Raw genomic sequence first — 25,231 nt, forward strand, 5'->3', positions numbered from 1 at the left:
ATTCCTATATCATTATTTGAAATAAACTCCTCAATTAAATCAACAAATTTCATATTATTTTTAAAATTATCATCCTCAAGTATTATCCACCATACTTCTGTATTATCTGGTTCAGGGAAACACACCATAATAGAATTACAGATAGTGTCCAATAAAAGTTCATCAATAAATTTTAATAATTTAAGCTCTCTCATTTCTACCTCACCTCTTTTTCTGCAAAACTCCAATCACCATCTTCATCAAATTGAAGAACTCCACCTCGGTTAATCATATTTTGGAAATAACCTCTTATAGAAGCTACTTCACAGCTACGTTCTCTATTTCTTTTGCACATAAGAGAATCTATATCTTCTCCATTTTCTATAAGCGTTTCTACTAGTTCATCAAAGTCTCTTTCCTTATTTTTCAACTCTCTTATTACAAACTCCATAGTAGGTTTGTCTAATTCAAGAGTTTCAACAATATCAATTTCTTTATTTCTTATTTCTTTTGTACAATATCCTCTACATTCAAGTTCATTTAATAAATCTTGAATATCCACTTCCGACAAATTAACCTTTCCAAATCCCCATTCTTCTTTTGCACATTTTGGACAGAATATTTCTTCTTCGTCAAAGACACCTTCAAGACCATGAAATATTTTTCCGCAATTAGTACATTCTGCACTCCAATCTCCATAGTCGTCTTCTTTTTTATCTTCTATGTCATTGGTTTTATTGAATCCAAAAGCTTCATTTAATTCTTCAATTGGTGCTGTTTTTAACCATTCCATTGCTTCTTCAAACATCTTATTTCACCCTAAACATTTCTCTTAAAGTTATAATATCTTTTCCAACTATTTCTTCTTTAGGTTGATTTCTTAACCATCCATAGAATAAATTGGTTTCAGGATTGTTTAAAGCCCCTGTATAAGATATATGATTATATTTCATAAAAGTCTGAGACACACCTCTTAATAATTTCCATTGTTTATAATAATGCAATTTAGACTTAGTCATAAAACTATTTTTACCTTCATAAACATATCCCTCTATGTGTTCTAATCCATTATGCTTATAGTTTTCTTCATTAGTTGTATTTATTCTCTCATACAGCTCTGACCAATTATTTATTGTGCAAGTTCTCTCTTTTACTTTAAGATTAGTTTCCTTTCCTATTTTAATTAAATCATCATAAGATAATTGATTAAATTCTACTTCATTCTTTACAACAGCTATTAGAACTACAAATGGTTTATCATATTTGATTATATGTGGATCATTAATAGGGTCAATAACTTCATATATAAAAGTGCTTTTGTGTTCTTTTATTAAATTTTTAATATACCCTCTTTGTTCATCTGTAGTAGAGTCTTCAAATATTTGTTTGAACCACTTTGCATGTTCACTCTCTAATGAAGATTTGGAAGCATATATTAACTCATCTTCAAAAACACTCTGTAAACCTAAGAATCCATTGTATTTTAAGTATTCATTCACAGGGAACTCCATAGAACGTTTTAAATTATGTAATTTAGTATTCTCTCTTTCCTTTATATTGAAGAATTTATCATAACTTCTCATTATTATTTCTTTGGTTTCATTATTAAAAAATAACCCTCTAGCTTTAATTGTCTGGCTATCCCATAGTCTTCCTTTAAATACTGCATTTTTAAAATTAAAAGCCGATATTGGATATTTTTTTGATTTCTTCTCTGCTACTAAAGAGTTGTCTTGCATTAGATTAAACATCATTTCTTGTGTTACAACCTCTAAGTTATTTGCATCTATTGCCTCTCCTGCTGAAAATACATCATTTTGTATTTCAATTGTTTCAAAACCTTTTTTGTCTAGAGTTACAATTCTTAGATGACCACCCATCTCAACTCCACCTTCTAGATTAAAACATCTATTTGTGCATCTTACAGGCAAATCTTCTATGTTTCTATGACCATGTATTTGATAATAATTGCTTGGCATATTTGTTTCAAAAGCTAAATCAACAGCTAAAGAATCTTCATATTTACCAACACCCCTTATCATATCTACAGTAGGCATAAACAAGGTATTTTCTATTATCTTAGGAACTCCACCATGGGTAACCATAGTCACTTTATCTCCATAGTTATAGTAAGCAAATTGTCTTAATTTCCTACAAAACTTTCTTGCTTCTTTTTTAGATACTTGTCCACCTTCTATCTCTGGTAAAGTAGCCTTAAAAGTTGCTGGTAACTCACTATATATATCATTAGCCCAATTTCTTAAATGTATTTCATGGTTACCCTCTAAAAATATAATGTTACTTTTAGAAGATAAATCAAACAAATAATTTAAAGTCTCTTTATTTTCTATTCCTCTATCTGTATAATCTCCAGTAAATATGTATAAGTCTTCTTCATTGTAACTTTCGTCCATATATTTTTTTAAAACTGTATAACAACCATGAACATCACCAATGTGGTGTATCTTATTGTAATGAGAAAAATCTATAGTGTTAAAAGACATTTGTTTTATGTAATCTTCATTATCATTATCTAATACCTTAATTCCACTAGGTATATTTTGAGAACTGAAACGAGCATACATATTATCTATAGCATATTCAGGAACTACCTTATACTTTGGTAGTCTATTGATGTTTCTCTCTTTTACTATATCTATAGGTATATTGGTCATATCTATTAAATAAATTCTATATCTGTATGTATCAGATAAAGCCTTGTACTTCTGCATATCTGATGTTTTAGAATTAGTAGCGTCTATAACTACAAATTCCCCTCTTTTCATTCTTGCTTCTAAAGCATCCATTAATATTCTCCAAACAGTCTTCTCATTGTCTTGAGATATTGAATAGTCACCTTCAACTGTCATAGTTGGTGATTGTAATAACAGTCTTATTTCATCTGCTGATAGAGTATAATCTTTTAGATTTAATTTATCTATCATTGTAGATTTCCCACACGCTGGTGAACCTCTAAATAATAACATTGCTCTCATATCTTGTACTTATCCCTCCCCTTACTTACTTTATTAAAATTGTTGTTTTATTTAATTTTCATTATCCAATATATTCTTTAATTAAATCTATAAATTGTTGTGGTAAATTGAGAAAGTTGTACTTTACTAACTCTTTTAAGTCGTCTACAGTTCCTACATACTCATCTCCCCAACTATCCCAACCATTTTGATATGTGTGTACTAGAAGATATTTCATACATTTGTATTTTTCATCTACTTTAGAAATATTGAACTCTTCTCCGTTATATAAACAACCTGAAGATATGTTGAACAATTTTAGTTGGTCACTTCGATTCTTCCATTTATGTGTAGATATTGCACAAATTATACTATAATTTCTAAAATGCAATATTCCATCACCTAAAGATTTTATCCACTTCATTACTTACTTCTTCCTTCCATATTTTTTGAATATTTTATTCTTACTTTTTAATTTATTTAATCGTTCTTGTTTTTCAACTAATTCTTTAAAATTTATCTTATTTATAATTTCTCCTCTCTCAAGTAAGTCAGCTGTTAACATCTTTTTTAATTGATGATATTTTAAATTTTGTTCTGTTATATCTCCATAACCAACTATCCTACATATATGAGAAAATGTTTTAATAGTTCTATTATTCATTATCTCTAACTCATCGGTACTATAATGGTTCATTTTCACAATATCATAATACGAGACATGTTCATTTAATTTATTCATCTAAAGTTTCCCCTATCTATCCCAACCTTTTATCTGTATATGTCCTGTTGGTGTTGTTTCATATCTAGGTGTAATTGATAATGTTGTTGTTCCGTTATTACTCTCATAACGCTCTATTACAAGATACTCTAAGTTCGTTTCATTGTCGGTAAGAACATAAATATCTTTGCCTAATTGCTTATCTACACATTTCATTGTGTATGGCTCTGGTTCTTCTGTAGCATTTGTGGTCGTTGTACATGCTACAAGTGTTACCGATAGCACACTCGATATTATTAGTGTTGCTAATAACTTCTTAATCATTAGAGATATCCTCCTTCTATATAAAATCTACTTTTTATTCTACTTCATCTTGATTCCACATTGAATCATATAACATATTTTCAATCCATTCTTTAAACTCATCAATTGTCATATCTTCATTAGCATATAACCCATATTTTTCATTCCTAACAAGATTTGATTGAGTATTGTTAAGTATTAGTTTTAAAGTATCTAAGCCTGTTACATTAAAACCATAATAGTCAGCAAATGACATTTTAAAAGTTTCTATCTCCTTTGTTCCATTGTTAAAAATGTTAATATATATCTCAGTAAAGCACTCATTAACTTCATCCTCATCTGTTAGGATGTCATAATTGTCTGTCATACCTAAAATGAAACCATCTTTTAATGGTATAAATAATTCATTATGTTTACTCATATTACTTTCCCACTCCTATTTTTAATAATAAATCGACTTATAAAATTTATCCCTTACTCTTGGTCTTCCTTCTATTTTGAAGTATGTATTAAATTCATCTATTTTTATCTTCTTAAATATTTCTTTGGTAAAACCTTTAACAAAAGATATGGATATATCTTCAATATTGTCAGCAAAATTAATAATATTGTATTTTGAATAATTTATATTTCCCTTTATGTTTGAATAAGTTGAAATTCCCATTGGCTCTCCATATAGTCTTGTTTTACCTGTACCCAATTCTAACTCTATATCGTTCTTTTCTATGTTAATTCAACTCCTCTTATTTTAATTTCTTATATTGGTCTGAAACATATTCAATGACCACTTTTTCTGGGAATACCTTTGATGAAATTACAGTATCGACATTTCGGCAGAAAAATATTGTAGGTACAATACCTAAAAGTATTAATGGCACAATACCATACAGAATATAATCTTCATCATCTTTTTTTATAGCTTTTTTTATTAATAAAATTATTCCGATCATTATCCCTATAATTATTAACCCTAGTATAATTGATAATATCGTACTTCTATAAAAACAATATTGCACAATATTATGTGATAACTGCTCTAATACAGGTTTAGAAGTGTCTACAACCACTCCAAACTTTTCTGCAATTTTATCTATTACCCTAATTATTTGGTCTGCTACATCCATTGGTTATCCTCCTATAAGCTACTAAACTTCTCTCTAACTTCTTTTGCTTTCCCGCAACCCATAGCTTTTTCAGGACAAACACCATTAACACAGCTTGCGCCAGCTTTGTCAAACAATATAGGGGCTACTTTCTTAACCTCTCTCAACATTTCAGTTGCGAGATCTCTGATTTCTTCCTGAGCTCTATTACAGCATCTATGTTCAAAGAAATTAAATAAACTTCTTGCGTTCATTGTAGCTACTATTTTAGTTTCAGTCGATAATGGTAAAATGCTTCTAGCATCTTCAATTGATTCTTTTTCAAATGCATTGTATTCTTTTTTGTACCCTTGCCCTAACATAGTATCTTTTAATTGTTCCAAAGAATAAAAATCCCACTTAGTCGTAAGAGTATTAGAAGCTAAGAATAGTTTCATTTTATTTTCTAATAATTTATCTGCAATTTTCATATATCCATCATATAAATCTTCCATTAAATCATCATATAAATGAGTCAAATCTACGTCCATATTTATTTCAGTTGGCATTATATAATTGAAGTTATTTTTCATATTTACATATCTTAAACTTTGCTGACTGTAAGATGCTATACGATGTCTTACAATTTGATTAGCACATGCTCTAGATATCCCTTCTATAGCGAATGTAAATGACACATGTTCAAATACACTCCCATGACCTAAATCAGTTAACATCTTTAAGAACTTATCAATTGATTCTTTAGTTAAATTCTTTTCTATTTCATCAATACCAACAGGCGAATAGCATAACTTAGCAGCCATAGCTATTGTCTTTTCTGGTTCTGGTGTATAATTTATTAATTTTACTTTCATTAAATTCTCCTTTTTATTTTTTATTCTATTAGTCAAAGTCAGTCAATAATATCTTTTTATTCTACCTTTTATAATTGACTCCTTTGGTTCTATTCTTAATTGATTTTGCTCCCAATCAAATCCCATCATTATATTCTCAACGCCAACCGAAGCTCGACAACATATTGAAGGTTCCGATAGATTAATTCTAACGTCTATATCTTCTAAATTTGTATTATTTAACATATTTTCAGCTATTGTATCTATTGCATCTTTTAATTCTTTTAAATTCACTCTCTACCCTCCAAAATTATTTATCATTTCTAATCTTTTTCTATAATAATCAAGAAGTTCCTTATCTTTGTTAATGGACTTCTCTCCACTTTCTACAAAGTGCTTATATTTATTATATGTATCTGTGCATTTTCTTAAAAAGTCTTCACTTTTTTGTAATTCATTCTCATATTGTCTTATAGCCATTTTTGTTAAATCAGTTAACTTTAAAGCACATGTTTTGCAGATTGATTCATCAGAGATAATATTTCCATCATCTAATATCTCTACATCTTCATTACATCTATCACATTTCATAAATTGTCACCTCCTACAATAAAAAACTATTTTTATTCATATTTCTGTTCTTCGTAGCCTTGATATTCAATACTAGAAATTTTATCAGACATTATCACTTATAAAGTTATTTGATAAATCGTTAATACCTTCTCTTAATTTCATAATTGAATTAGTCACTTTTGCTTTTTCATTAAAGATTGATTCCAAAATATTTATAATATTACTTTCTTCACTTTCTACAATAAAGCTTTTGCCATCAAGCATGTTTATTTTTAAATAGACCATGTTTTACACCTCTCTTTGCCCTCATTTTCATTATAATTCTCTAATAATTTAAGCTTTTCTTCTGCTTCTAAAAGACGTTTATACTCCTCTTTATCTGCTAAAGCATAGCATGGATTCTTACCACGTTCAAAACTCAAGCATTTACCATTTTTATCGATGCTATGGAATTCTTCATTTAAATTTTTATCACATAAATCCTCGTAATAATGCCTACATTCGCTATTTACACACATCATATTTATAGCCATTTATATTATCCTCTCCTTTTTTACCCATTCCTCTATATCATAATAAGGGATCTCATTTCTTCTATTAACACTGGAATAGTTTAATTTATATGGATTTTCATTTTTCATTTTTTCTATAACAGTCCATACATTTTGTTTGCTTATTCTGACTATTACTTTTGTCATTATTTCTTTATCCAAATCCGAAAATATATTATTGTATTTTGGAATTACTCCTGTTATTTTATAACTTATAAATTTACTATATGTAAAATAAACGTCTGGAACTGCAGCTCCATAATCCCATGCCTCTATACAATTTTCAAATAACCATTTATTTGTCTCTTTTAGATATTCGCATTGTATATAATATAGTATTTTTTGTAATTGGAGATTTGTTATTGGATTCTCTTTCTTTTCACAATAAACGATAACAAATTCTGCTACATCCATTGCATCGCATTTTCCTATGACCATACTTTAATCCCTCATCAACTTCTCATATCCATCTTTTGCATATTTCAAAGCCTCTTCTAGCGTTTTAAACTCAGGTATATTAGAATCTCCTTCATTTATATATAAATATCTTCTCTTATAATAAACAACTGGAGAATATACTGACCTCTCCTCATAAGTTTCTAAATTTACAAGATTTCTATGTTTAGCAAAATAACCCTTATGATTATCATCTATAGGTAATAAATCATCTCTATGCAATACTACTTTAGCCATACTCTAATCCTCCGAATCCGTAAGATATATTTTAGGAACTATACTCAATGTCGGTTTAAACAACCTATCCGAATCTGCTAATCTCTCATTTTGCATATCAACGACAAAGTCGATCTCTTTAATTTCTTCATCCCCAAAACGCTTTAAAGCTATATTTGTAGTTAAGCAACCTTCACCATGTATGAGATAATGAATGAAATTATTTTTACCAACTTCTATAAACTCTTTAACTTTCATATTTTAACCCTCCAGATCTTTTTCTTCTATAATAAAAACATGTGTGTCTGAATCAAAATGATATGTCTCTTCATCACCGTCTATAAATTGATCCCAAGATACTTCTTGTTTTCTTTTCTTTAACTCTCTTAATAGGTCTACAGTTTTAACATTAGTTAAATTCACTACTCATAACCCCCTTTCCAAAATAAAATAACTATTTCATTGCATAGTTACGTACAATAACTCTTTGGCAATACTTTGCAATTCTGATATTGCTTTACCATGTATATTTACGAACTCTATAACATCCTTACAATCAAGACCTTCTTTGTTCAGAATGTAATCTAATTGTTCCGTTTTATTCTTAACCTCTGTTAATTTAGATATTTGCATAGCTCTAAAATTTTCACTGATCATACTTTTGCACTCCTTCAAATCTTTGATACCTTGGTAATTTTGTTATTCTATAAGTCTTCTTATAAACAACATCTTTATTTATACATTTGCGAATGCAACCCTCTTTAATATTTAACTCAGCACATGCCTCTTTCAAATATATATACTTCTTCACTTCATTAGTCTTTATATTTTCAAAAAAATACTCACTACTTTTCAAAACTCTCTCATAAACAAAATCTTTCATTTTATCTCTATTCTTAGATTTTATTCCCTCGATCTCGAAAATAAAATTTACATAACCTTTCAAATCATTTTTATTTACGTACCCATACGAGTAAATACTTTCATTTATAGCTTGTGATATTTCAAAGCATAAGTTCTCTTCTCTAACTAACATCTCTTTACTCCCTTACTGTTTTGTTCCATTTGTTATTTTTAAAAATAATTTAGCAGTAGCCAGAGTGTCACAATCAGCTCTATGAGCATTTTCTAATGGTATACCATAGTAATCACATGCTGTGGCTAATTTTCTGTCTATGCCCCTATAATCTTTATCTTTACGCAATATATCCAAAGTGCATATATAGTCCGTAATAGGATCAAGATTATTCTTTTCTAAATAATGATTTATAAAACCTATATCAAATTTAGCATTATGAGCTATGACTGTTTTATCTCCTATGTAGTTTCTAAACTTAGGTAACGTACTTTCTATCGAATCAGAATCTTTTACCATGTAATTCGTTATATGAGTTAAATTTGTAATAAACTTTGGGATACACTCTTTAGGTTTTATTAGTTTAGAAAAGTTGTTGGATATTTCTCCTTTTGTTATCTCTGTAATTCCTATTTCAATTATTTCACTTCCACTTTTAGGCTTTAGACCTGTTGTCTCTAAATCCAATACAATATAATCTTTCATTTTATCCTCCTAAGTTAAATTTCTTTAATTGTTTTTGCCATTCATCTCTTTCAAAATCATCTGTTCTTTTGTTGTATGGTTTCTTTTCTGCTATTTCTTTTAATTTATTATTTTCATTTAAAAGATTATCAAGATGAGCCTTTTTTATATTCATGGACGTAACAAGCCTATTTATCTTGTCACATATCTGCCTTCTATGTTTAAGTTTTCTTCTTTCTCTTCTAGCTATTTGTAATTCATCAAATATTTTTACCTTTTCTTCAACGCTATAATTTTTCTCATTTTCTATATCATGTATATAGTCTTCTTCTAAGCGGTCATAAAGAGATATTTTACTTTCTATATTTGGCAGCTCATTGCCTTTTAGCAGCATTAGTCTTGATGTCTCGCAGAACATTTCTAAAGTGTACTTTTTATCTCCACCAAGTAAATAGTTAGAAACACTCTTATGAAAATCATAATCATCTATTTTGCGTGTAATATATGGTAATGCACACATATCAATAAATAATTTGTTTACTCCCTGAGATTCTATATATCTAAAATAAGTGTTAGATATATTTTTTTAATCTCTGATTCGTCTTCTTTGTGATCTTCAGTTATCAGCTGGATCAATTTATCAAACTCTATAAAATCTCGCTTATTTATATATCTTGTTTGAAAATTGTATTTATTACCTTTAATCTTAAGATTTAAAAATTTAATATTTTCCACGATATCCCTCCCTTTGTTTAAGATTATCATGTTGTTACTATAATGTCAACTATAATCACAAAATATATAGTTATTAATGAAAAATATAGTATAATTAAATAAAGAAAGATAAATACTCATAAGTTAAAACAAGAATTAAATACAATATTTAAATACACTAATTAGAGATGAAGCAGAATTGATCTAATAGACTAATCGAAATAACTCTAAGAAAATTGAAAAGTAATTTATTTAACCTTATGTATGATTTTATTTATAGTTAATATAAATAATTTTTTTATGAATATAATTATCTTTCTAATGAATACAAAAAACTTTCTACTGTTAATAACTTTTAGGCATAAAAAAAGACTTTGATGAGATAAATATATCTAAAAAGTCTTTTTTATTTCATATATTCAATTAAAAACACGTTTAATAGGAATAGCCAAAAAGCTATCCCTATGCAACTGCAACCTTAATATTTAAACTTCCATATTCATTTATGTTATTAACTATAACTTGTCTTATAAATGCACCTGGGTTTTTTATATCCGTACAATTTACTTCATCTTCTGTTATACTATGTTCTTTAAATATGTAATGTAAAACTTCTAATATTCTATGTATACCATATTGTAGGGCTAGATTTGTAATATCTTCTATGGTTAGTGCTTTTTCTATTTCTAGTTTTTGTAACATTTCTTCTTTTCTAAATATGTACTTTTCATAATTCAAGTCCTTCATTACTTTAGAATAGTTTTCGCTAATTGAGTACCCTGTACTATCAAAGAACTCTTTTATTGTTGCTCTGTAACTTTCTTTTATTTCTTTTATTGTATCTAACTTAGTCTTGTAATTATATGTATTAATCGTATTATATTTTATATCTAGCAGTGTTTCAGAATTATTTAAAACTGCCTCTGTTACCTTATTAGATTTTCGAACATAATCTGGTAATACTTTTATTAAATTATCTTTCTTAAAGCTAATTCTTTTACCTAATTTACTTGTTTTAGCATCAGCCCAGATTATTTTTTTAATTTCTAATTTCATTTCATTTACGTTTTCGAATGATAGTAAATGTTCTAGTATATCTAAAGACATAGTAAAATAACCATTTCCGTTTTTATCTTTTTTGAAATGGTTTTTATATTCGTCATCTACGACTATATCTAATTTTCCATATGAATTCTTTGTTGAATACACTAGCCCAACCTCTTCTAGAGTTTTGTGATTTGTTCTAGCTGTAGGTATAGATACACTACATAAAGAAGCGATATCTTTAAAAGAAACAGCTTTTCTTACTAAATTTTTATTTGTTGGAATGAAATGATATAGGATATATTGCTTTATAGCTGATTTACTTAAAGTAATACATTTACTATTATTACTTATTATCTCGAATATACCTAATTCAGTTTCTTTAGTCTCATAAAAAGTTAGTTCAGTATCATAGTTATTATTAGTACACTTATTTGCACAAAATAATTCTAAAGAGTTTTTATTTAAAGAAGGATCATTTTTAAACATGCAAGATTCACAAGCATAGTTATTACTTGTTTTCACTTCTTTAGCAGACTTCTTAAATAAACCTAGTATACTTTTTAATTTTGATTTAGATATTCTAGCTAACGGTTTTAATTCTTGCATATTTATCCCTCCCCCTCTTCTTTTATAGTCTAAAAATAGTATAAGCTGTTGTTCCTATAATGTCAATGGAATACAACCCTAAAAATCTTCTAAAATATATGATAATATTACAAAAAATAGATAATACTGTCTATACTCTAATACCCCGGAGGTTTTACCATTATTTCTATCAGAACAATGTGATATCAATGTTTATAAAATACCCCGGAGGTTTTACCATTATTTTTATGTAAAATAGATACTACAACACTTATAGCAGTATTTTTATTTATAAAGAAAATTTTTCGACAAATAAAACATACGAAATAAGGATAAAAATAGGGGTTTTTTAAAATACCCCGGAGATATTACCATTATTTACGATTTTTAAATATATATATAATTAAATACCCCGGAGGTTTTACCATTATTTTTAACATTTTATTATTATAAAAGTTACTACATAAAACAAAATATGAAATAATAAAAAAATACCCCGGAGGTTTTACCATTATTTTTATTCGATAATATAAGTCGGTAATGATAATACAGTATTATTTATCAAAGACTTTCTTTTCTCAACATCTTCATAAAAATATATATCAAAATAACCATGCCCTACTACAAATCTTTTTATTATGAATTGATTTTCAACAATTTCATTTAACATGTTTTCTACCATAGCCATTCTTTCTTTTTCAGTTGTATCTGTTTCAAAGTGAATATCAAATTTTAATTGATCTAAATCAAAAATATATTTTTTATCTTTAATATCTATACCACGATTTACCTCTGATATTCTAATACCTTCTAGCATATAGGCCAAATCTGTAGATTGAGGAATTTTTAACTTTTTTAATTGATTTTTGTACATAATTCTTGTTGTTTCTCTTTCTACTTCTTCAACAATTGCTTTTGTTACTTTAACAGCTTTTCTCCCATTTATCTCTTCACTATGAATTCTAGAAAATAAATTAAAACTCGTTTTTGATTTTATAGTGCCATCTTCATGATACGTTTCAGTATAAAATGTATAAAAAAGTAAGTTTCGTAAGCTTATCTTCAACGTTCTCGTAATTATCCTTAGAGTCACTCAAACCTAAATCTTTAAGCAAATCAGATAAATAAAAAGTATAATTGATAAGAGGACTATAGGAGTATGTAAATCTAGCAATGTCTAAATCTAACTTATCTAATGAGAGTGTTGATATTGATCTCCTACCATCATCAATAGAGTTAAGTTCTAATATTATCCCATCAAGATCTTTAGTTTTGCTTTTTATAGTTTTATTATCAAAATTAAATTCATAAAACAAATCCATTTGATCTCCACTGTCACTTTTTACATCATATAAATCAGATTTATATGAATTATTGTCTTGTTTAATAATGTTGGATGAGTTAGGCTTACGGCCTCTCTTGCGTGGAATGAAAAGCCCTGGTGCGAGCCCAGACGGACTTTCGATTTTAACTCTATCAATATTATAGTCATAATCGTCTTTTAACACATCGCTTATGCAAAGTATTAAATCATGTGTAAATGCAGATTGTATTTTACTATCACTTAACTCTGATAAATAGATATAATCTGAGACATTATATTCTCTCTTTGAAGCCCATTTTTCTAAAAAGTCTTTTCTATGATTTAAAAGTTCTTCTGGAGTATTTATAGTTGAAGTAATAAATCCATTTTTTATATAAGTTTTTTTAGATTCTTCATACTCTTTTTTCAACAATTTATTTTGTTTTTTTTCTAATGTATCAAGGGACATTTTAACCCATCTTTGTTTTAAATCCCAAGCATTATTAGTATGTTTTGTTCTAAGTCTTTGTACCTTTTTAGGGGTATCTAGGTTGTCTATCTTACTAAATATTATATTGTATAAAAAGTCCTCAAATAGAGGTTGTATCTCTTCAGTTGTTAGTTTATTTTTTAGTTTAAAAACTTCAAAAAAATTCTTAGTTATTGCTTTAAATTTTTCTGAGTCATAGATAGCATAAATAATTAAATCAACTTTACTAAAATCAATTTGCTTTTCATTAGTATCTTTACTCATATAACCACCTCCTCATAATATTATAATATCTTTTAATAATTATAGATATAGCTCTTTCTGTTTTACTATTTTAACCATTTCATTTATAAAACACATGATAAACCCATCTTGTCCATTTTTCAAATAAGCATCTTTCAATATATTTGTTATATTCTTTACGTTATGTATAGTTATAATTTCCACAAATGAAGTGATAATTGGATCAATAGTGCTGCTTATATTTTCATAAAACAATTTCTCTTTACATATTTGTTTCAGATCTAAAATATCAATATCATGTTCCAGTAAATTATTACCGATACACATAAAATAGGAATCTAACTTTACTGAATCATTTTGTAGTAATTCTATATAATGTATTCTTGTTTTATTTCTCTCTAATATGTCTTCACCTGGAATACCTTCTATTGTCTGTATAAGCATAATTCCTCCTATAAAAATTAAATAATCACTTAATGATATATTATCAATTAAAAATATCATTGTCAATGAAATAAAATCATTGAATGATAAAATTAATAAACAAAATATTTGTAAATGGAGTTTAATTATGATATGATAAGCTAGAGGTGATTACTATATGGATAAAGAAATTAAGGAAATAGCTGATAGAATTAAATATTTAAGAAAAGATATTTTAAAACTTAAACAACATGAGTTCGCAAATGCATTGGGTTTAAAACAAAATAATATAAGTAACATAGAAAGAGGAGAAAACCGATTAACTAAAAAAAATATAGATTTAATATCATTTTTATATCACATCAATCCCGAATGGATAACAAATGGAATAGGTGATATATTTTTAGACCTAAATGAAGAAGAGAATTTTTACACAAAAGTTGGAGCTTTGCTATATGAAAATAATAGATTTAAAAAGAGAGTACTTATTAATTTATTAAGCTTAAATAAAGAAGATTGGGAAAAGATAGAGGATTTAATTGATAAGTTTTCGAGTGAAGACAATATATTTAAATTATTGTCCGATGTAGATAAAGAAGATTGGTTATTTTTAAATAATTTATTTGCGAAGTCCTCTCATAAAGACTAGACCAATCCTAGTCTTTATTTTATTGCGTAAATTTAATTATCCCCAAAACTATAAACTTTAATCTTCTTATTACAGTAACATCTTTAATGTTAACTATTAAACTTATTAACTCGTTCATTTCTTTTTCTTCAATATTATTAATATTATTGTAATACTCTTCTTTCTTAATGCCCATGATACAAACCCCCTATAAGTAGTTGTATATATTGTATACACATTAAACAAATTGATAAATAATAATACACAATAAATATAAAATATAAGTAATTATTATCTACATTGTGCTATTTAAGCTATGCTAATTAATGAAATAATTTATTATGATTGCTTTTTCTTATTCAAATCGCACACATGTTCTATATTAATTATACATTTATTGGACATAGAATTCAATAGTATTCTAAATAATTATAAAAAAATACAACTCCTAAGAGTTGTATTTCTGATTGTATATGTTAAATACTGTATATGCATTAAACTTATAGCTTAATTCCTTTTTCTTCGCTTCTATGGCTCTAACTGTCCAATCATCCTTTTCATCATTCATCTTTTGCATAAATCCAGAAATCCTTAAATTGCGAGGTGTTAAATACCATTCTGTTAGCTGATCATTTAATATATTAAATCTTTGTCTTAACGTTGGTAATGACATTGAATTAAATCCACCATCATTTTGATTAGTTGGCTTTGGTTTTAATACAAACTTTGAATCCATATTGAATTCATAATATTCGTTAGTACCTGGATTATCTTCTTGAACATTTTTATAATAAACAACTTGATTAATTGTTTTTTCGGCAAGATCAAGGAATATATCATCTACAATAATATTCTCATCATTTACTTTTACTGTTTTATTATCAAAATCTATATCGGTTATTTTTAATTCAATTAAATTTTTCATGTCTATATCTGTAAAACCACAGAATACAGCGTATAAAATGAACCTATCTTGATAATTAATTAAAAGATCGCATATTTCTAATAATTCATTTCTGTTAGGATATTCATATAATTTAGCAACAACATCCCCAGATTTAATTGAATTGAATTCTACATCTATATCTAATTCTTTCATAAGTTTTCTAAATATGCTCATCTTGACTCTTATAGTACCAGCTGTATCGTTACAATATTTATTCATTATAAAATCCGCTGCAGTGTTCTCATTTAAGTCAGCAAAATAGTATCCATCTTCTATTTTGATATCATTTTTATCCTTTAAATAATTAATAAGATCATTATATACAATTGTTATTTTAGATCTTTCACTCTGCTCCCAAGTTTTTATTATATTATCTATTTCAATTTTATTTTTTAAGTTATACATAATTGTAATCTCCTCTTTATCATATAGTATTTTGTGACCATCATTTTTTTGCTATATCCATTTTGCACATCATTTTATCGCTTTTAATACTATTGTATTCAATTATGCTTGAAACTAAAACTCAGTATTATCCCATGTATTTAGATAATTAATCGCTTTATAGATTAATAATTACAATACTATATTATATCGTTTTTTTCCAAATATCTCAACTATCAAGGACTGCAATACTATATATACCATTTTGCACATCATTATATTCGTAATATATAGATGTCGTCATCATTTTTTAGCAAATTGAATTATGATTTAACAAATTTTTATGTAAATGTATAAAAAAGACATCTTTAAATTTAAGATGTCTAAACAATAGCATTATTATACTGCAGTATTTTAATTATTTATTAATTCATAGTTATTTATGATGTTACGTTTTACATTTTTTTTATGTGCTGCATATAATTGTGTTGTATTAACACTATCGTGATCAAGCAAATTCTGAACATCATATATTGAAAAACCATTTTGAATTAATGTTGTAGCTGTAGTTGCACGTAACTTGTGTGGACTGTAGCCATTCTTTTTAGTTACTCCCATAGCTAAAGATGTATATTTCTTTACAAGGTCTCTTATCGCCCTTTCTGTCATTCTCTTACCTTGCAGCGATAAGAATAATGCATCATCTTTTGATTTATCATCTTTACGTTCATTATTGATATAATCTTTTACAACAATCTCACATGAGTTATTAATAGGCATTATCACCTCCTTATCTCTTTTCCTGTATATTGTATATTCGCCTCTATTAAAATTAAATGATGATACATTTAACTGAACTAGTTCATCAAGTCTCAAACCATATGTAACAAACAATGTTAATATAGCTTTGTCTCTTAATTTAGTTTTATTCCAATATACTAATTCTCTATCATTTAAGCCCTCCCCTGTTATGACGATATCAATCATTCTATCAACTTCATTAATATCCAATCGTTTTATAGCATCTTGCTGAGGTTTAGTGAGTTTAATAGGATTTAACTTATCAGTTATATTTAAATCTATTTGATCATTACGGTATAGGTATTTAAATAGGTTTGAAATTGCGGATCGCTTACGAGCTAAAGATTTACTACTATTGGTATACATAGTAGTTTTACCATTTTCATTTTTAGCGTAATGGCTGCAGTACTCACCAATATAGTAATTTATATCCTGTGATGTTATGGAATTGAAATGAGAAGTGTTTAAATCCTTTATTTTACTTATATTTGTTATTTTGTATTCAATTAAATATTCACAAAAAAATGTTATATCTTTTAAATAAATATAACGGGAGGATTCTTTAATAGTGCTTTTTAAATGTATAAAATAGTCAAACATAAAATTAGGTAAGTTATTTTCTAATTGCTGACATTTGATATCGATTGCTAGTTCTTTATTTAATATATTATTAGGTTTTTTCATTTCCAGCCCTCCTGTGGCATAAAAAAGACAAGTACTCTACTTGTCTAGTTTGTAATATAAATTCTTTATTTTATTATACTTACTCAGTATATTGAACCCAATTATTTGATAGTATATCGTCTATAAACATATCGTATATATCGTCATCGTTATCTTGTTCTATAAAGTAATTTCCACAATCACTTTTTTGTATATATAGCCCATTATTCCAATAACCTTTCCTAATTTTCATGTTTCTATTTATATTTAATAATTCATGTAAAAACATTTTAATATCTCCTATATTTATTTTTCATGGAATGAAATTATACTTTTATTTAATATCTAAATGATCTATTCTAACCACATTAAACCAATTGCCAATCTTGTGCTATTCGCTTAAATCATTATATAAATCATTTACTATAAAATATAAATCTGTTTTAACTCCATTAAATTAGAATTATACTTTATTCCATATTTTTTTCTATCTGAAACGCTGCTAACTCGTAGGCTTCAGCTTTCCCCCTTGCTACTTTTTTTGCTATTTTATCACCGTTTCTGTGGGCTTCCTTCTCGTATTCAAAAGCTAATTGCCTAAAGTATTTAATTGTTTCTTGTTTTGTTCTATATGTTTTTTTCATTTTTTCACCGTCTCCTATATAACAGATAGCTTATTCAATTTTATTTTATCTAATTTAGTCATTATTACATTTCCTGCTCAGTGTAGTAGTTTGGATAATATCCTCGTTCGTGGTTACAATTATAATCAATAAACTCATTCACAATTTTTTCTAGTTCTTCTAAACTCCTTATTTTATACTTCATGTGATTGCCAAACCAAATAATGTCGTCCTTATTTGACTTGCAAGGTACCATATAAAATTCTGCGAATCCATTTATTCTTATTATTGCTTTTATTGTATTTTTCGTAACTTTTTTCATTTTTACATTCTCCTTAATTTTTATTTTTATTGAATGAAATTTACTTTTTATTTAAATAATTTTGATGAATTAAAATATACTTCTTTTTCATTTAGGGTTTGTCTCACAGCACTCCAATGGAAAGCACTTCTTGCTATACCACTTAAATATTCTTCTCTGTCCATTATTTCTAATACTTTTTCTAATGATATATTTTCACCGTTTAATTCATAAGTAGTATATTTTTTAAATGTCGCCCTTTCAATTTGTTTAAAATCTTCATTAGGATATCCAAAACCTCTTAATATTTCTTTATCTTTATTTGTTAATTTCATTGTTAACCCTCCGTTTTGATTTTTATATTGAAGGATGGTATAATTAACTTGTCACAGTTTGGTTTTATACCATCCTTAGAGATTCTTTAAATTTTATAATTTATTGAGTCTCTTTTTAGTTTAATATTATTTTCACTTTACCTTTATTATTTATAAATGACCAATTAGCAGTATGCCACCCGTAAGCTTCGTATAAAGTGATTTTATTTATATCTTTTAATTCGTTTATTCTTGTAAGATTTGTATCGTTATTATTCTTGTTTTTCATTGCATCTAGTAACCTCTTCATAACCTAACACCCCTCTTATTCAAATGGAAATTCCATTCTTTTATTTATTAATTGTTTTAATTCTTCAATTGTTGTTTTATTGTTTTTATTTTCTTCTCCTACATTATGTAAGATCATAAATCTTTCAGGTGATAAATAATTTGTATACGCTTCATATGTCCAACATTCAACTATATCGTCAATCCCTACATAAAATATTACCATTCTATTATTATTGTTGAATTTTTCTACTGCCTTTTTTATCCCTAGATATTCCATTTTTGTTACCTCCTGATTTTAATTATTTTATATTTAAAGCTAATTCTTTCATTTGTTCGTTGCCAAACAACGCTGCACTTTTTAGCATCCATTTTTCTTGCGATTGTTGGATCTCTTTATTTCTTTTTTCTTGTTGTCTCTTTTTGTAGTTAGTAAATATTTTCATGTTGTTCCCTCCTATTTTTCTAACCATATCCCTGAATTGTCTTTGAATGTTATTTGTGTTCCGTACTCATTGCTATTTATATCTTTTATTTGAGTTGCTATCACACCAACTGCTACTATCCCTATTATTATTATTGTTGTAAATATTTTTTTCATCTTTTTACCTCCTGTTATTTCAACTAACTGTGTTGTGTCGTTGTTGTTAAGTCTATAATATATCATGCATGATAGATTGTCAATACTTTTTAATAAAAAATATTTGATACATGATAAAAATATTTACAAAATGTGTAATATATGATATTTTATAAATATAAAGTTAAAAGCGAAAGGAGTGTTTAAATGATCAAAGATGATATGCTGTTAAGTAGAATAGAATTTCTTATGGCTAAAATGGATATAAATAAGCCAGATATCGAACGTGGAAGTGGAATCCCCTATTCGACTATAGTAGCATGGTGGAGAAATGGAACGCAAAACATGAAACTATCAACATTGCTTTCTCTAGCCGATTTTTTGGTGTATCTATAGATTACTTGGTCGGACGCAGTGAGTTAAGCTTTAAAGAAATAGATTTGTTAAATAAGTATAAACAATTGGATGATAGAGGACAAAGGAATATAAATAGAATGTTAGACATGGAATTAGAAAATAAAGACGAATAAAGCTATTTTAAAGCGTTTTAGATGTGTAATGGATATAAATATAAGAGTTACAACTGAATAAGGGTGTTACTCCAATATATATAATTTTTTCCTCCCGACTTTTGAAGGGAGGTGGAAAAATTGGAGAAGATTATCATATTTTTACTATTTATAAATGGTTTAATTATCGCATTAAATAGGGCTTTAAGAAATGTTAATAAGCTTTTAGATAATTACATAGACTTAAGAGAGAAAATAGGAAAAATAAAAGAACACCCGAGTGACAGCTCAGATGTTCCAGAAGAAAATTTCTAATATTTTTACTATTTTCTAAGAGTAACACCTGACCCAAACAGTTGTAACTCTTATATTTATATCTATTATACATTATACTTTAATAATAAGTCAATTATACATTAAATAAAAAAACACCCGAACGGCAATTCAAGTGTTCTTTTTCTCCTCCCAACAACGGAGAGAACTTATTTAAAGAATATTATATTTATTCTCTTACTAATTATAGAATAGATATATCTTTTAGTAAATCTTTTAGTTTTAAAATAAATAAAAGCTATTCCATATATTAAAATAAATTAGTATATAAAATAGCTTTTTTATTTTAAGAATAACATAATGGATTTACTTCCTATTCTATACTTCTTCTGTCTTGCATATTCAAACCTAGCAATCTTAAAGATTATTAAACAGCAAAGCACAGCGTCTAATTTAGTGCTGCTATAAGCTATCCAGTTCATTCTCTTCTATTGGTATTGGTTCAAGTATTATTCTATTATTCTCTTTATCCCTAATTACTCTTACATGCTCGTGTACATCTTTTTCAATACCTAGATCCTCACGCAACCAAGTTATTGGAATACTCACACGTGTAGAGTAACTATCTCTATGCCCTTTTACAAACAGAACTTTATTCTTCTTAACATTCTCATTATCTTTCATACTTTCACATCCTTTATTTTTTTACATAGAATAAAAGTAATATAATTATTAAATTTACAGCATTAAATAAAAGCGAAATATAAATTAACATATTCATTTTTTTATTATTCATAATGTTCTTATTGTGTTATACTAAACAGTAAGAGAAGGAAGAGAGATAATAATATCTCCCTTCTATGTAATTATTTTAGCTTATACTTTAACTCTACAAGTAATTGTAATAGTGTATAAAGTGTAGTTATAACAGATGCGATAATGCTTATTACTAATGCAGTAGTATTAAGCTTATCGCTTTTTTGTCGTCTATTCCTAATATGTTTTGTTTTGTCTCTACCTTTATATCTATTCTTGTTTAGAGTTGTAGTCCTTCTCCTACTTCTAATATTCACAATAGATTCGCCCCCTTCCATATTTAATTTGATTACTTATCTTGTAACCTAATTCTAATTATACAGTCACTGTATTAACGTGTCAAGTATAAAGCTATATTTATTTTAATTTATTTATTATATCTAATCTAAGTCTTACATTAATTAATGGTTGTTAGTTAGTAGTAAGAAGATACACAAGCATATACATCATACTAGTCTATGAAGCTATACAAGCCTGTTAGAGACGTTCTAATGTTGGCTTTGAGTGTTTGTATTGTGTTGAATGGATAAGAGGATAAGAAGATAAGAAGAAAGGAAAGAAGGAAATAAAAATAAATAAGAGTTCTCTTTCTATAAAGAAATTTAAAAAATAGTTTCCTAAGACACTATCTTAAATCTTTAAAATACACCTCTCCAATTTAACCTCAATTTAACAATAATATTAGAACATTATCATCATATATAAATCTATATCATTTTATGAAGTATGCCGTAAATACTTATTTAGGGAATAGTTTAGCTTTTTGACACAATTCATGTAACCGTTGATATAGCTAATGTACAAACTGATTATATTTATTTATTCATTTTTATACTATTCTCTATTAATTAAATAAAGTTTAGCTAAACCAACGATTTTAAAGATAAAATGTATATATAGTTTTGAAATTAAAGCAATACTTTATTATATACATCATTTGGTTAATCTTATTAAGAGGGGGTATTTTCGTAGAAAGGGATTGACTAAATGAGAAAAAAACCGTATAGTACTTCTTTTTCCACATCACAAATTTAATTCTCCGATCCAATTTTTCAAAATTATCTATCTCGACACACCACATGGCAAACAAAAATACCCAACATTGACAATTTAAATTGATATTTTAGTATTCATGATTTGTCTAGTTTTAGACTCTTAAATTAAGAAATAGATAGGTAGAATCAATATAAAAACGTCTGACAAAATTCAAAAGAAAATAAACTGAGCTAAAAAATAAGATTTATATAGGAATAATCAAGCTATTTTGATTATGAATTCCATTTTTTCGTCTGCTAATTAGAATAATTAAAAAATAATATAGTGGGACGATTATCCGACTATAGTAAGATGATTGAGTGTTTGGATGAAAAAGTAGGATAAACACAAGATTAGAAGGAGATTATTGTCTTGTTGTAGTAAGACTTATATCCGATAAAGATGTATAGTGAGATGATTGTCCGACTATAGTATGATAAATATCATAAAAGGAATTGCTAAAGTAGTATAGAATATGATATTATAAAGAAAGATAATAATGTAAGAAATGGAGGATATTTCAAATGGCTGAAGTTGAGAAAGAGAATATGACTAAAGATGTCCAAATAATAGGATTGGATATCGGAAGAGGATATGTAAAAGGGTATACTGAATACAAGAAGAAAAAAGAGAGTGTTTATTTAAATCTGTTATTGGAGATGGAAGAGATTTAGAATTTGATACTCATGAAGATCCTATATTTATTAATTATGAAGGACAAAACTTTTTTGCTGGACTATTAGCTGAAAAAGAAAGTTTAAATCCAATTAGAAATTCTGATAATAGAAAAACTTCTTTAACAATGAGAGTGCTTATAGCTGCAGCACTAAATAAATTAGCTATGGCCGATGAAGTAAAAATAATGCTAGGGGTTCCATATATAAGCTTTAATAAACGTGTTATGTCTGAAGTTAGAAAAGAATATAAAGGTAAAACATATGAGATTAAAGATAATATTGAAAATACAATAAAGAAAGTTACAATTTCTGATATTAGTATTCTTAGAGAGGGAGATGCAGCATTAATATGCACTCTTGATGGAAAGAAAAATGATGAACCTGTAGCTTTAGCAGCTATAGGGTATAGAACAACAGAACTTACATATTTTGATCCAGGACTAAAATTTGTAGACAAATTCTCTAAGACTTATGAATTCGGGAATCAAGATACACTTTCTATAATTCAAAAACAATTAGAAGAAAGAGGTATTAGTAAAGAAACTTATGAAATAGATACCTCAGATAAATATGATGATATGAAAAAATTTGCTTATGAAAGTTCATCAGAAAAAATACAGCAATATATCTCAAACTTATGGAAAAATCTTAATGAACTAACAGTGTATATAAGTGGTGGTACAGCTTTATATATGAATTTTGATGAAAGGTTTAAAGTAATAGAAAATGCACAAATGGCAACAGCTAAAGGCTTATATATAGTTGCTTCAGATATGTTCCAAGAGGCTTAATATGAAGAAAAAACGTAGTTTTACAATAGAAGAAGATATAGATAATGAGATTCAAAAATATGATAGAAAATACGGATTCAACAACATGTCTTTAGCTTTAGAAAGAATGCTTTTAGAAAGAAGAAGTTTAATTGAGAAAGTTGAATTGCTTGAAAGATTAGTACAAGGTGGCGTTACAATTAGTTCTAATCGTGAGGAAACTCAGAAACCAGAAGAGAAAGAGCCGAGTATATTTCAAAGTTTTTATGAAGATATGCCTGACTAATAATATATATAAAATATCCATTTATAGCTTGTCTAAAGTGTTTCGAAACTCATGTAATACAAATTTATTGCATAGGGAAAGAGAGACTCTAGAAGAGCTTTAAATGGATTTTTTTATTGTAGAGTAAATTATAACCATAGTTGACATTATAGTAACAACATGATATAATAAAATTAGATAGAAAATAAGAAAGGGGAATAGATTATAGCAAAATTAAGAGTACCAAATTTGAATAATTTTACTAAAGATGTATATGTAGTAGATAAAAAAACAAATGAATTAATAGAGCATAGAGGAATGAAGATAGGTGAGATGTTAGGTATTGTAGAGTATAAAAACATCATCACCTCAAAGCAGAAGAAATTATTAAATAACATAAATATGTTGCAACACATAGTTCAAACTTAGGCGGGTTTATATTTTTATGTTATGTGAAAAATAAGCTATTGTTTAATGAATTAAATATAGACAGAGCTAATGTAACAAGACTTATATATCTATCAACATATTTACATTATAATACTGATAATAAAAATTTACTTATAAAGCATACGCAATATAAAAAAATTGTTCCTTTGGATAAGATACTAATGAAGAAAATATTAAGACTAGAGGATCGTACTTTTTATAATTTTCTAAATGATGTTAAAGATAATAACTTGCTATATGAAGAGGATAATAAATTTTATTTAGATCCAGAATATTTTACTAAAGGTGAAGTAGAATTCAACACTAAAGAGTACACAAGAATTTACATAAATACTACTAGATTGTTATATGAAAATACCACTGTAAGTAAGCATAAGCAATTGAGTTATATATATCAACTAATACCATTTATACACTATGAAACGAACATATTAGTTAAAAATCCTAACGAAATAGATTTAAATAAGTTAGAAAAATTAAGTTTAACTGAAATATGTGAATTACTAAAGATAAACATAACAAATAGAAGTAGAACAAAGAAAGATCTCTTAAGGTTTAATTTGATCATGAATGAAGAAAAATACAATCTTCTTAAATACGTAAAAGTTGAAGGAGATGAAAATACTACAGATTACTTTGTGGTAAATCCAAGTGTAATATGGAAAGGACATAATATTGAATTGGCTAAAGAGGCAATGAAAATATGTTTTTGGAATAATTAAGAGTGAGTTCAAACCCAGTTAAAACAAGTATATATAATAGGTAATAAACATCAAAAAAAGCAATTTTAGGTTGAAGAATCAATGAAAAATGTAATTTTAGCTGCGAAAAAAATGACTATAATATGATGTTT

Annotated in this window: 48 protein-coding genes; 8 read left to right on the plus strand and 40 right to left on the minus strand. The window is 26.9% G+C overall.

Going from position 1 to position 25,231, the window contains the following annotated elements; translation table 11 throughout:
• The 27 genes from T473_RS16940 to T473_RS0113935 form a co-directional block, all read right to left on the minus strand.
• Positions 1-194 (minus strand): hypothetical protein (locus T473_RS16940; protein WP_038300682.1); only part of this gene is annotated, 194 nt, incomplete at its 3' end.
• Positions 195-196: 2 nt separating this feature from the next.
• A complete protein-coding gene (locus T473_RS0113815) occupies positions 197-787 on the minus strand; it encodes a zinc ribbon domain-containing protein (RefSeq protein WP_024622427.1) in 591 nt (196 codons plus the stop codon).
• Position 788: 1 nt separating this feature from the next.
• Positions 789-2,975 (minus strand): RNA ligase, encoded by a 2,187-nt coding sequence (locus tag T473_RS0113820; protein WP_024622428.1) that lies wholly within the window; start codon positions 2,973-2,975, stop codon positions 789-791.
• A 61-nt stretch (positions 2,976-3,036) separates the two neighbouring features.
• Entirely contained in the window at positions 3,037-3,378 is a 342-nt protein-coding gene (locus tag T473_RS0113825) for a hypothetical protein (protein ID WP_024622429.1), read from the minus strand.
• Positions 3,379-3,381: 3 nt separating this feature from the next.
• Positions 3,382-3,696 (minus strand): hypothetical protein, encoded by a 315-nt coding sequence (locus T473_RS0113830; protein ID WP_024622430.1) that lies wholly within the window; start codon positions 3,694-3,696, stop codon positions 3,382-3,384.
• Between the two features lie 12 nt (positions 3,697-3,708).
• Positions 3,709-3,999 carry a hypothetical protein gene (locus tag T473_RS0113835; RefSeq protein ID WP_024622431.1) on the minus strand — a complete coding sequence of 97 codons (291 nt, stop codon included), beginning with the start codon at positions 3,997-3,999 and terminating at the stop codon, positions 3,709-3,711.
• Between the two features lie 34 nt (positions 4,000-4,033).
• Entirely contained in the window at positions 4,034-4,399 is a 366-nt protein-coding gene (locus tag T473_RS0113840) for a hypothetical protein (RefSeq protein WP_024622432.1), read from the minus strand.
• A 21-nt stretch (positions 4,400-4,420) separates the two neighbouring features.
• On the minus strand, positions 4,421-4,678 hold the full coding sequence (locus tag T473_RS0113845; RefSeq protein ID WP_024622433.1) for a hypothetical protein: 258 nt from the start codon (positions 4,676-4,678) through the stop codon (positions 4,421-4,423).
• Positions 4,679-4,721: 43 nt separating this feature from the next.
• On the minus strand, positions 4,722-5,102 hold the full coding sequence (locus T473_RS0113850) for a hypothetical protein (RefSeq protein ID WP_024622434.1): 381 nt from the start codon (positions 5,100-5,102) through the stop codon (positions 4,722-4,724).
• An 11-nt stretch (positions 5,103-5,113) separates the two neighbouring features.
• Complete coding sequence (gene thyX / locus T473_RS0113855) at positions 5,114-5,935, minus strand: FAD-dependent thymidylate synthase (protein WP_024622435.1); 822 nt, start codon at positions 5,933-5,935, stop codon at positions 5,114-5,116.
• Positions 5,936-5,977: 42 nt separating this feature from the next.
• Entirely contained in the window at positions 5,978-6,208 is a 231-nt protein-coding gene (locus tag T473_RS0113860) for a hypothetical protein (RefSeq protein ID WP_024622436.1), read from the minus strand.
• Between the two features lie 3 nt (positions 6,209-6,211).
• On the minus strand, positions 6,212-6,505 hold the full coding sequence (locus T473_RS0113865) for a hypothetical protein (RefSeq protein WP_024622437.1): 294 nt from the start codon (positions 6,503-6,505) through the stop codon (positions 6,212-6,214).
• Between the two features lie 84 nt (positions 6,506-6,589).
• Positions 6,590-6,772 carry a hypothetical protein gene (locus tag T473_RS0113870; RefSeq protein WP_024622438.1) on the minus strand — a complete coding sequence of 61 codons (183 nt, stop codon included), beginning with the start codon at positions 6,770-6,772 and terminating at the stop codon, positions 6,590-6,592.
• Positions 6,760-7,020, minus strand: coding sequence for a hypothetical protein (locus T473_RS0113875; RefSeq protein WP_024622439.1), 261 nt, complete (start codon positions 7,018-7,020; stop codon positions 6,760-6,762). Before T473_RS0113875 ends, T473_RS0113870 begins: the two co-directional genes overlap by 13 nt.
• Positions 7,021-7,476, minus strand: coding sequence for a Panacea domain-containing protein (locus T473_RS17435; protein WP_024622440.1), 456 nt, complete (start codon positions 7,474-7,476; stop codon positions 7,021-7,023).
• Between the two features lie 3 nt (positions 7,477-7,479).
• A complete protein-coding gene (locus tag T473_RS0113885) occupies positions 7,480-7,731 on the minus strand; it encodes a hypothetical protein (RefSeq protein WP_024622441.1) in 252 nt (83 codons plus the stop codon).
• Between the two features lie 3 nt (positions 7,732-7,734).
• On the minus strand, positions 7,735-7,968 hold the full coding sequence (locus tag T473_RS0113890; RefSeq protein WP_024622442.1) for a hypothetical protein: 234 nt from the start codon (positions 7,966-7,968) through the stop codon (positions 7,735-7,737).
• A gap of 3 nt (positions 7,969-7,971) precedes the next feature.
• Positions 7,972-8,133, minus strand: a complete 162-nt coding sequence (locus T473_RS18590) for a hypothetical protein (protein ID WP_161627568.1) — start codon at positions 8,131-8,133, stop codon at positions 7,972-7,974.
• Between the two features lie 36 nt (positions 8,134-8,169).
• Entirely contained in the window at positions 8,170-8,367 is a 198-nt protein-coding gene (locus T473_RS0113900) for a hypothetical protein (protein ID WP_024622443.1), read from the minus strand.
• The gene (locus tag T473_RS0113905) at positions 8,357-8,746 is read right to left on the minus strand and encodes a hypothetical protein (RefSeq protein WP_024622444.1); all 390 of its coding nucleotides are present in this window, start codon (positions 8,744-8,746) and stop codon (positions 8,357-8,359) included. Before T473_RS0113905 ends, T473_RS0113900 begins: the two co-directional genes overlap by 11 nt.
• 12 nt (positions 8,747-8,758) lie before the next feature.
• On the minus strand, positions 8,759-9,271 hold the full coding sequence (locus T473_RS0113910; RefSeq protein ID WP_024622445.1) for a 3'-5' exonuclease: 513 nt from the start codon (positions 9,269-9,271) through the stop codon (positions 8,759-8,761).
• A gap of 1 nt (position 9,272) precedes the next feature.
• The gene (locus T473_RS0113915) at positions 9,273-9,770 is read right to left on the minus strand and encodes a hypothetical protein (protein WP_024622446.1); all 498 of its coding nucleotides are present in this window, start codon (positions 9,768-9,770) and stop codon (positions 9,273-9,275) included.
• A gap of 32 nt (positions 9,771-9,802) precedes the next feature.
• The gene (locus T473_RS0113920; protein WP_024622447.1) at positions 9,803-9,985 is read right to left on the minus strand and encodes a hypothetical protein; all 183 of its coding nucleotides are present in this window, start codon (positions 9,983-9,985) and stop codon (positions 9,803-9,805) included.
• A gap of 441 nt (positions 9,986-10,426) precedes the next feature.
• The gene (locus tag T473_RS0113925; RefSeq protein WP_024622448.1) at positions 10,427-11,617 is read right to left on the minus strand and encodes a hypothetical protein; all 1,191 of its coding nucleotides are present in this window, start codon (positions 11,615-11,617) and stop codon (positions 10,427-10,429) included.
• A 496-nt stretch (positions 11,618-12,113) separates the two neighbouring features.
• Positions 12,114-12,662: a hypothetical protein gene (locus tag T473_RS18175; protein WP_051365934.1), complete on the minus strand. Its 549-nt coding sequence runs from the start codon at positions 12,660-12,662 to the stop codon at positions 12,114-12,116.
• Positions 12,616-13,653 carry a hypothetical protein gene (locus T473_RS16945; RefSeq protein WP_051365935.1) on the minus strand — a complete coding sequence of 346 codons (1,038 nt, stop codon included), beginning with the start codon at positions 13,651-13,653 and terminating at the stop codon, positions 12,616-12,618. The genes T473_RS18175 and T473_RS16945 overlap by 47 nt, the downstream gene beginning before the upstream one ends.
• Before the next feature lie 39 nt (positions 13,654-13,692).
• Positions 13,693-14,076, minus strand: coding sequence for a hypothetical protein (locus T473_RS0113935; protein ID WP_024622449.1), 384 nt, complete (start codon positions 14,074-14,076; stop codon positions 13,693-13,695).
• Positions 14,077-14,233: 157 nt separating this feature from the next.
• On the opposite strand from T473_RS0113935, the gene T473_RS0113940 reads away from it, so the two are divergent.
• Positions 14,234-14,704 (plus strand): helix-turn-helix domain-containing protein, encoded by a 471-nt coding sequence (locus tag T473_RS0113940; RefSeq protein WP_024622450.1) that lies wholly within the window; start codon positions 14,234-14,236, stop codon positions 14,702-14,704.
• A 19-nt stretch (positions 14,705-14,723) separates the two neighbouring features.
• On the opposite strand, the gene T473_RS18595 is transcribed toward T473_RS0113940, so the two are convergent.
• The 11 genes from T473_RS18595 to T473_RS18610 all read right to left on the minus strand — a co-directional run bounded on the left by T473_RS18595 (position 14,724) and on the right by T473_RS18610 (position 19,604).
• Positions 14,724-14,879 carry a hypothetical protein gene (locus T473_RS18595; RefSeq protein WP_161627569.1) on the minus strand — a complete coding sequence of 52 codons (156 nt, stop codon included), beginning with the start codon at positions 14,877-14,879 and terminating at the stop codon, positions 14,724-14,726.
• A 252-nt stretch (positions 14,880-15,131) separates the two neighbouring features.
• Positions 15,132-16,034, minus strand: a complete 903-nt coding sequence (locus T473_RS0113950) for a hypothetical protein (protein ID WP_024622451.1) — start codon at positions 16,032-16,034, stop codon at positions 15,132-15,134.
• Positions 16,035-16,427: 393 nt separating this feature from the next.
• Positions 16,428-17,498: a tyrosine-type recombinase/integrase gene (locus T473_RS0113955; protein ID WP_024622452.1), complete on the minus strand. Its 1,071-nt coding sequence runs from the start codon at positions 17,496-17,498 to the stop codon at positions 16,428-16,430.
• Positions 17,499-17,577: 79 nt separating this feature from the next.
• On the minus strand, positions 17,578-17,766 hold the full coding sequence (locus T473_RS0113960) for a hypothetical protein (RefSeq protein ID WP_024622453.1): 189 nt from the start codon (positions 17,764-17,766) through the stop codon (positions 17,578-17,580).
• A 181-nt stretch (positions 17,767-17,947) separates the two neighbouring features.
• A complete protein-coding gene (locus T473_RS18600) occupies positions 17,948-18,121 on the minus strand; it encodes a hypothetical protein (protein ID WP_161627570.1) in 174 nt (57 codons plus the stop codon).
• Positions 18,122-18,185: 64 nt separating this feature from the next.
• The gene (locus T473_RS0113970; RefSeq protein ID WP_024622454.1) at positions 18,186-18,422 is read right to left on the minus strand and encodes a hypothetical protein; all 237 of its coding nucleotides are present in this window, start codon (positions 18,420-18,422) and stop codon (positions 18,186-18,188) included.
• 47 nt (positions 18,423-18,469) lie between these two features.
• On the minus strand, positions 18,470-18,736 hold the full coding sequence (locus T473_RS0113975) for a hypothetical protein (protein WP_024622455.1): 267 nt from the start codon (positions 18,734-18,736) through the stop codon (positions 18,470-18,472).
• A gap of 115 nt (positions 18,737-18,851) precedes the next feature.
• Positions 18,852-19,025, minus strand: a complete 174-nt coding sequence (locus T473_RS18795; protein WP_162531330.1) for a hypothetical protein — start codon at positions 19,023-19,025, stop codon at positions 18,852-18,854.
• Positions 19,026-19,040: 15 nt separating this feature from the next.
• Positions 19,041-19,283 (minus strand): hypothetical protein, encoded by a 243-nt coding sequence (locus T473_RS0113985; protein ID WP_024622456.1) that lies wholly within the window; start codon positions 19,281-19,283, stop codon positions 19,041-19,043.
• Positions 19,284-19,305: 22 nt separating this feature from the next.
• On the minus strand, positions 19,306-19,449 hold the full coding sequence (locus T473_RS18605) for a hypothetical protein (protein ID WP_161627571.1): 144 nt from the start codon (positions 19,447-19,449) through the stop codon (positions 19,306-19,308).
• Between the two features lie 11 nt (positions 19,450-19,460).
• Positions 19,461-19,604: a hypothetical protein gene (locus T473_RS18610; protein WP_161627572.1), complete on the minus strand. Its 144-nt coding sequence runs from the start codon at positions 19,602-19,604 to the stop codon at positions 19,461-19,463.
• Positions 19,605-19,790: 186 nt separating this feature from the next.
• On the opposite strand from T473_RS18610, the gene T473_RS0114000 reads away from it, so the two are divergent.
• Together T473_RS0114000 and T473_RS18615 are read left to right on the plus strand one after the other, a co-directional pair.
• Positions 19,791-19,979 (plus strand): helix-turn-helix domain-containing protein, encoded by a 189-nt coding sequence (locus tag T473_RS0114000; protein ID WP_024622457.1) that lies wholly within the window; start codon positions 19,791-19,793, stop codon positions 19,977-19,979.
• A gap of 254 nt (positions 19,980-20,233) precedes the next feature.
• A complete protein-coding gene (locus T473_RS18615) occupies positions 20,234-20,407 on the plus strand; it encodes a hypothetical protein (RefSeq protein WP_161627573.1) in 174 nt (57 codons plus the stop codon).
• A 420-nt stretch (positions 20,408-20,827) separates the two neighbouring features.
• On the opposite strand, the gene T473_RS0114010 is transcribed toward T473_RS18615, so the two are convergent.
• Positions 20,828-21,049: a hypothetical protein gene (locus T473_RS0114010; protein ID WP_024622458.1), complete on the minus strand. Its 222-nt coding sequence runs from the start codon at positions 21,047-21,049 to the stop codon at positions 20,828-20,830.
• A 182-nt stretch (positions 21,050-21,231) separates the two neighbouring features.
• The gene (locus T473_RS0114015) at positions 21,232-21,438 is read right to left on the minus strand and encodes a hypothetical protein (protein ID WP_024622459.1); all 207 of its coding nucleotides are present in this window, start codon (positions 21,436-21,438) and stop codon (positions 21,232-21,234) included.
• 1,302 nt (positions 21,439-22,740) lie between these two features.
• Here T473_RS0114015 and T473_RS19300 point away from each other — a divergent pair.
• From T473_RS19300 to T473_RS16955, 5 genes are all read left to right on the plus strand, one after another.
• Complete coding sequence (locus T473_RS19300) at positions 22,741-22,890, plus strand: hypothetical protein (RefSeq protein ID WP_242825943.1); 150 nt, start codon at positions 22,741-22,743, stop codon at positions 22,888-22,890.
• Positions 22,869-23,684, plus strand: coding sequence for a ParM/StbA family protein (locus T473_RS16950; RefSeq protein WP_242825946.1), 816 nt, complete (start codon positions 22,869-22,871; stop codon positions 23,682-23,684). The genes T473_RS19300 and T473_RS16950 overlap by 22 nt, the downstream gene beginning before the upstream one ends.
• A gap of 1 nt (position 23,685) precedes the next feature.
• Positions 23,686-23,949, plus strand: coding sequence for a hypothetical protein (locus tag T473_RS0114025; RefSeq protein WP_024622460.1), 264 nt, complete (start codon positions 23,686-23,688; stop codon positions 23,947-23,949).
• A 228-nt stretch (positions 23,950-24,177) separates the two neighbouring features.
• Positions 24,178-24,357 carry a hypothetical protein gene (locus T473_RS19305; RefSeq protein WP_242825944.1) on the plus strand — a complete coding sequence of 60 codons (180 nt, stop codon included), beginning with the start codon at positions 24,178-24,180 and terminating at the stop codon, positions 24,355-24,357.
• Between the two features lie 182 nt (positions 24,358-24,539).
• Positions 24,540-25,100: a hypothetical protein gene (locus T473_RS16955; RefSeq protein WP_242825945.1), complete on the plus strand. Its 561-nt coding sequence runs from the start codon at positions 24,540-24,542 to the stop codon at positions 25,098-25,100.
• Positions 25,101-25,231 lie beyond the last annotated feature (131 nt).

The organism is Clostridioides mangenotii TR (assembly GCF_000498755.1).
GTDB classification, from domain to species: Bacteria; Bacillota; Clostridia; order Peptostreptococcales; family Peptostreptococcaceae; genus Metaclostridioides; species Metaclostridioides mangenotii_A.

What these genes read in the sequence shown, in the direction of transcription:
- T473_RS0113835 (WP_024622431.1), bottom strand. Translation starts at nt 3,999, where the DNA reads ATGATTAAGAAGTTATTAGCAACACTAATAATATCGAGTGTGCTATCG.
- T473_RS0113870 (WP_024622438.1), bottom strand. Translation starts at nt 6,772, where the DNA reads ATGGTCTATTTAAAAATAAACATGCTTGATGGCAAAAGCTTTATTGTA.
- T473_RS0113875 (WP_024622439.1), bottom strand. Translation starts at nt 7,020, where the DNA reads ATGGCTATAAATATGATGTGTGTAAATAGCGAATGTAGGCATTATTAC.
- T473_RS0113955 (WP_024622452.1), bottom strand. Translation starts at nt 17,498, where the DNA reads ATGAAAAAACCTAATAATATATTAAATAAAGAACTAGCAATCGATATC.
- T473_RS16955 (WP_242825945.1), top strand. Translation starts at nt 24,540, where the DNA reads ATGAAGAAAATATTAAGACTAGAGGATCGTACTTTTTATAATTTTCTA.
- T473_RS0113840 (WP_024622432.1), bottom strand. Translation starts at nt 4,399, where the DNA reads ATGAGTAAACATAATGAATTATTTATACCATTAAAAGATGGTTTCATT.
- T473_RS0113815 (WP_024622427.1), bottom strand. Translation starts at nt 787, where the DNA reads ATGTTTGAAGAAGCAATGGAATGGTTAAAAACAGCACCAATTGAAGAA.
- T473_RS0113900 (WP_024622443.1), bottom strand. Translation starts at nt 8,367, where the DNA reads ATGATCAGTGAAAATTTTAGAGCTATGCAAATATCTAAATTAACAGAG.
- T473_RS0113925 (WP_024622448.1), bottom strand. Translation starts at nt 11,617, where the DNA reads ATGCAAGAATTAAAACCGTTAGCTAGAATATCTAAATCAAAATTAAAA.
- T473_RS0114025 (WP_024622460.1), top strand. Translation starts at nt 23,686, where the DNA reads ATGAAGAAAAAACGTAGTTTTACAATAGAAGAAGATATAGATAATGAG.
- T473_RS0113850 (WP_024622434.1), bottom strand. Translation starts at nt 5,102, where the DNA reads ATGGATGTAGCAGACCAAATAATTAGGGTAATAGATAAAATTGCAGAA.
- T473_RS0113985 (WP_024622456.1), bottom strand. Translation starts at nt 19,283, where the DNA reads ATGGAATATCTAGGGATAAAAAAGGCAGTAGAAAAATTCAACAATAAT.
- T473_RS0113910 (WP_024622445.1), bottom strand. Translation starts at nt 9,271, where the DNA reads ATGAAAGATTATATTGTATTGGATTTAGAGACAACAGGTCTAAAGCCT.
- T473_RS17435 (WP_024622440.1), bottom strand. Translation starts at nt 7,476, where the DNA reads ATGGTCATAGGAAAATGCGATGCAATGGATGTAGCAGAATTTGTTATC.
- T473_RS0113940 (WP_024622450.1), top strand. Translation starts at nt 14,234, where the DNA reads ATGGATAAAGAAATTAAGGAAATAGCTGATAGAATTAAATATTTAAGA.
- T473_RS0113975 (WP_024622455.1), bottom strand. Translation starts at nt 18,736, where the DNA reads ATGAAATTAACAAATAAAGATAAAGAAATATTAAGAGGTTTTGGATAT.
- T473_RS0113905 (WP_024622444.1), bottom strand. Translation starts at nt 8,746, where the DNA reads ATGTTAGTTAGAGAAGAGAACTTATGCTTTGAAATATCACAAGCTATA.
- thyX (WP_024622435.1), bottom strand. Translation starts at nt 5,935, where the DNA reads ATGAAAGTAAAATTAATAAATTATACACCAGAACCAGAAAAGACAATA.
- T473_RS0113970 (WP_024622454.1), bottom strand. Translation starts at nt 18,422, where the DNA reads ATGAAAAAAGTTACGAAAAATACAATAAAAGCAATAATAAGAATAAAT.
- T473_RS0114000 (WP_024622457.1), top strand. Translation starts at nt 19,791, where the DNA reads ATGATCAAAGATGATATGCTGTTAAGTAGAATAGAATTTCTTATGGCT.
- T473_RS18605 (WP_161627571.1), bottom strand. Translation starts at nt 19,449, where the DNA reads ATGAAAATATTTACTAACTACAAAAAGAGACAACAAGAAAAAAGAAAT.
- T473_RS16945 (WP_051365935.1), bottom strand. Translation starts at nt 13,653, where the DNA reads ATGAGTAAAGATACTAATGAAAAGCAAATTGATTTTAGTAAAGTTGAT.
- T473_RS0113885 (WP_024622441.1), bottom strand. Translation starts at nt 7,731, where the DNA reads ATGGCTAAAGTAGTATTGCATAGAGATGATTTATTACCTATAGATGAT.
- T473_RS19300 (WP_242825943.1), top strand. Translation starts at nt 22,741, where the DNA reads ATGGCTGAAGTTGAGAAAGAGAATATGACTAAAGATGTCCAAATAATA.
- T473_RS0113825 (WP_024622429.1), bottom strand. Translation starts at nt 3,378, where the DNA reads ATGAAGTGGATAAAATCTTTAGGTGATGGAATATTGCATTTTAGAAAT.
- T473_RS0113890 (WP_024622442.1), bottom strand. Translation starts at nt 7,968, where the DNA reads ATGAAAGTTAAAGAGTTTATAGAAGTTGGTAAAAATAATTTCATTCAT.
- T473_RS18600 (WP_161627570.1), bottom strand. Translation starts at nt 18,121, where the DNA reads ATGAAAAAAACATATAGAACAAAACAAGAAACAATTAAATACTTTAGG.
- T473_RS0113915 (WP_024622446.1), bottom strand. Translation starts at nt 9,770, where the DNA reads ATGTGTGCATTACCATATATTACACGCAAAATAGATGATTATGATTTT.
- T473_RS0113830 (WP_024622430.1), bottom strand. Translation starts at nt 3,696, where the DNA reads ATGAATAAATTAAATGAACATGTCTCGTATTATGATATTGTGAAAATG.
- T473_RS0114010 (WP_024622458.1), bottom strand. Translation starts at nt 21,049, where the DNA reads ATGAAAGATAATGAGAATGTTAAGAAGAATAAAGTTCTGTTTGTAAAA.
- T473_RS0113960 (WP_024622453.1), bottom strand. Translation starts at nt 17,766, where the DNA reads ATGTTTTTACATGAATTATTAAATATAAATAGAAACATGAAAATTAGG.
- T473_RS0113950 (WP_024622451.1), bottom strand. Translation starts at nt 16,034, where the DNA reads ATGTATAACTTAAAAAATAAAATTGAAATAGATAATATAATAAAAACT.
- T473_RS18610 (WP_161627572.1), bottom strand. Translation starts at nt 19,604, where the DNA reads ATGAAAAAAATATTTACAACAATAATAATAATAGGGATAGTAGCAGTT.
- T473_RS18595 (WP_161627569.1), bottom strand. Translation starts at nt 14,879, where the DNA reads ATGGGCATTAAGAAAGAAGAGTATTACAATAATATTAATAATATTGAA.
- T473_RS0113935 (WP_024622449.1), bottom strand. Translation starts at nt 14,076, where the DNA reads ATGCTTATACAGACAATAGAAGGTATTCCAGGTGAAGACATATTAGAG.
- T473_RS18795 (WP_162531330.1), bottom strand. Translation starts at nt 19,025, where the DNA reads ATGAAGAGGTTACTAGATGCAATGAAAAACAAGAATAATAACGATACA.
- T473_RS0113820 (WP_024622428.1), bottom strand. Translation starts at nt 2,975, where the DNA reads ATGAGAGCAATGTTATTATTTAGAGGTTCACCAGCGTGTGGGAAATCT.
- T473_RS0113865 (WP_024622437.1), bottom strand. Translation starts at nt 6,505, where the DNA reads ATGAAATGTGATAGATGTAATGAAGATGTAGAGATATTAGATGATGGA.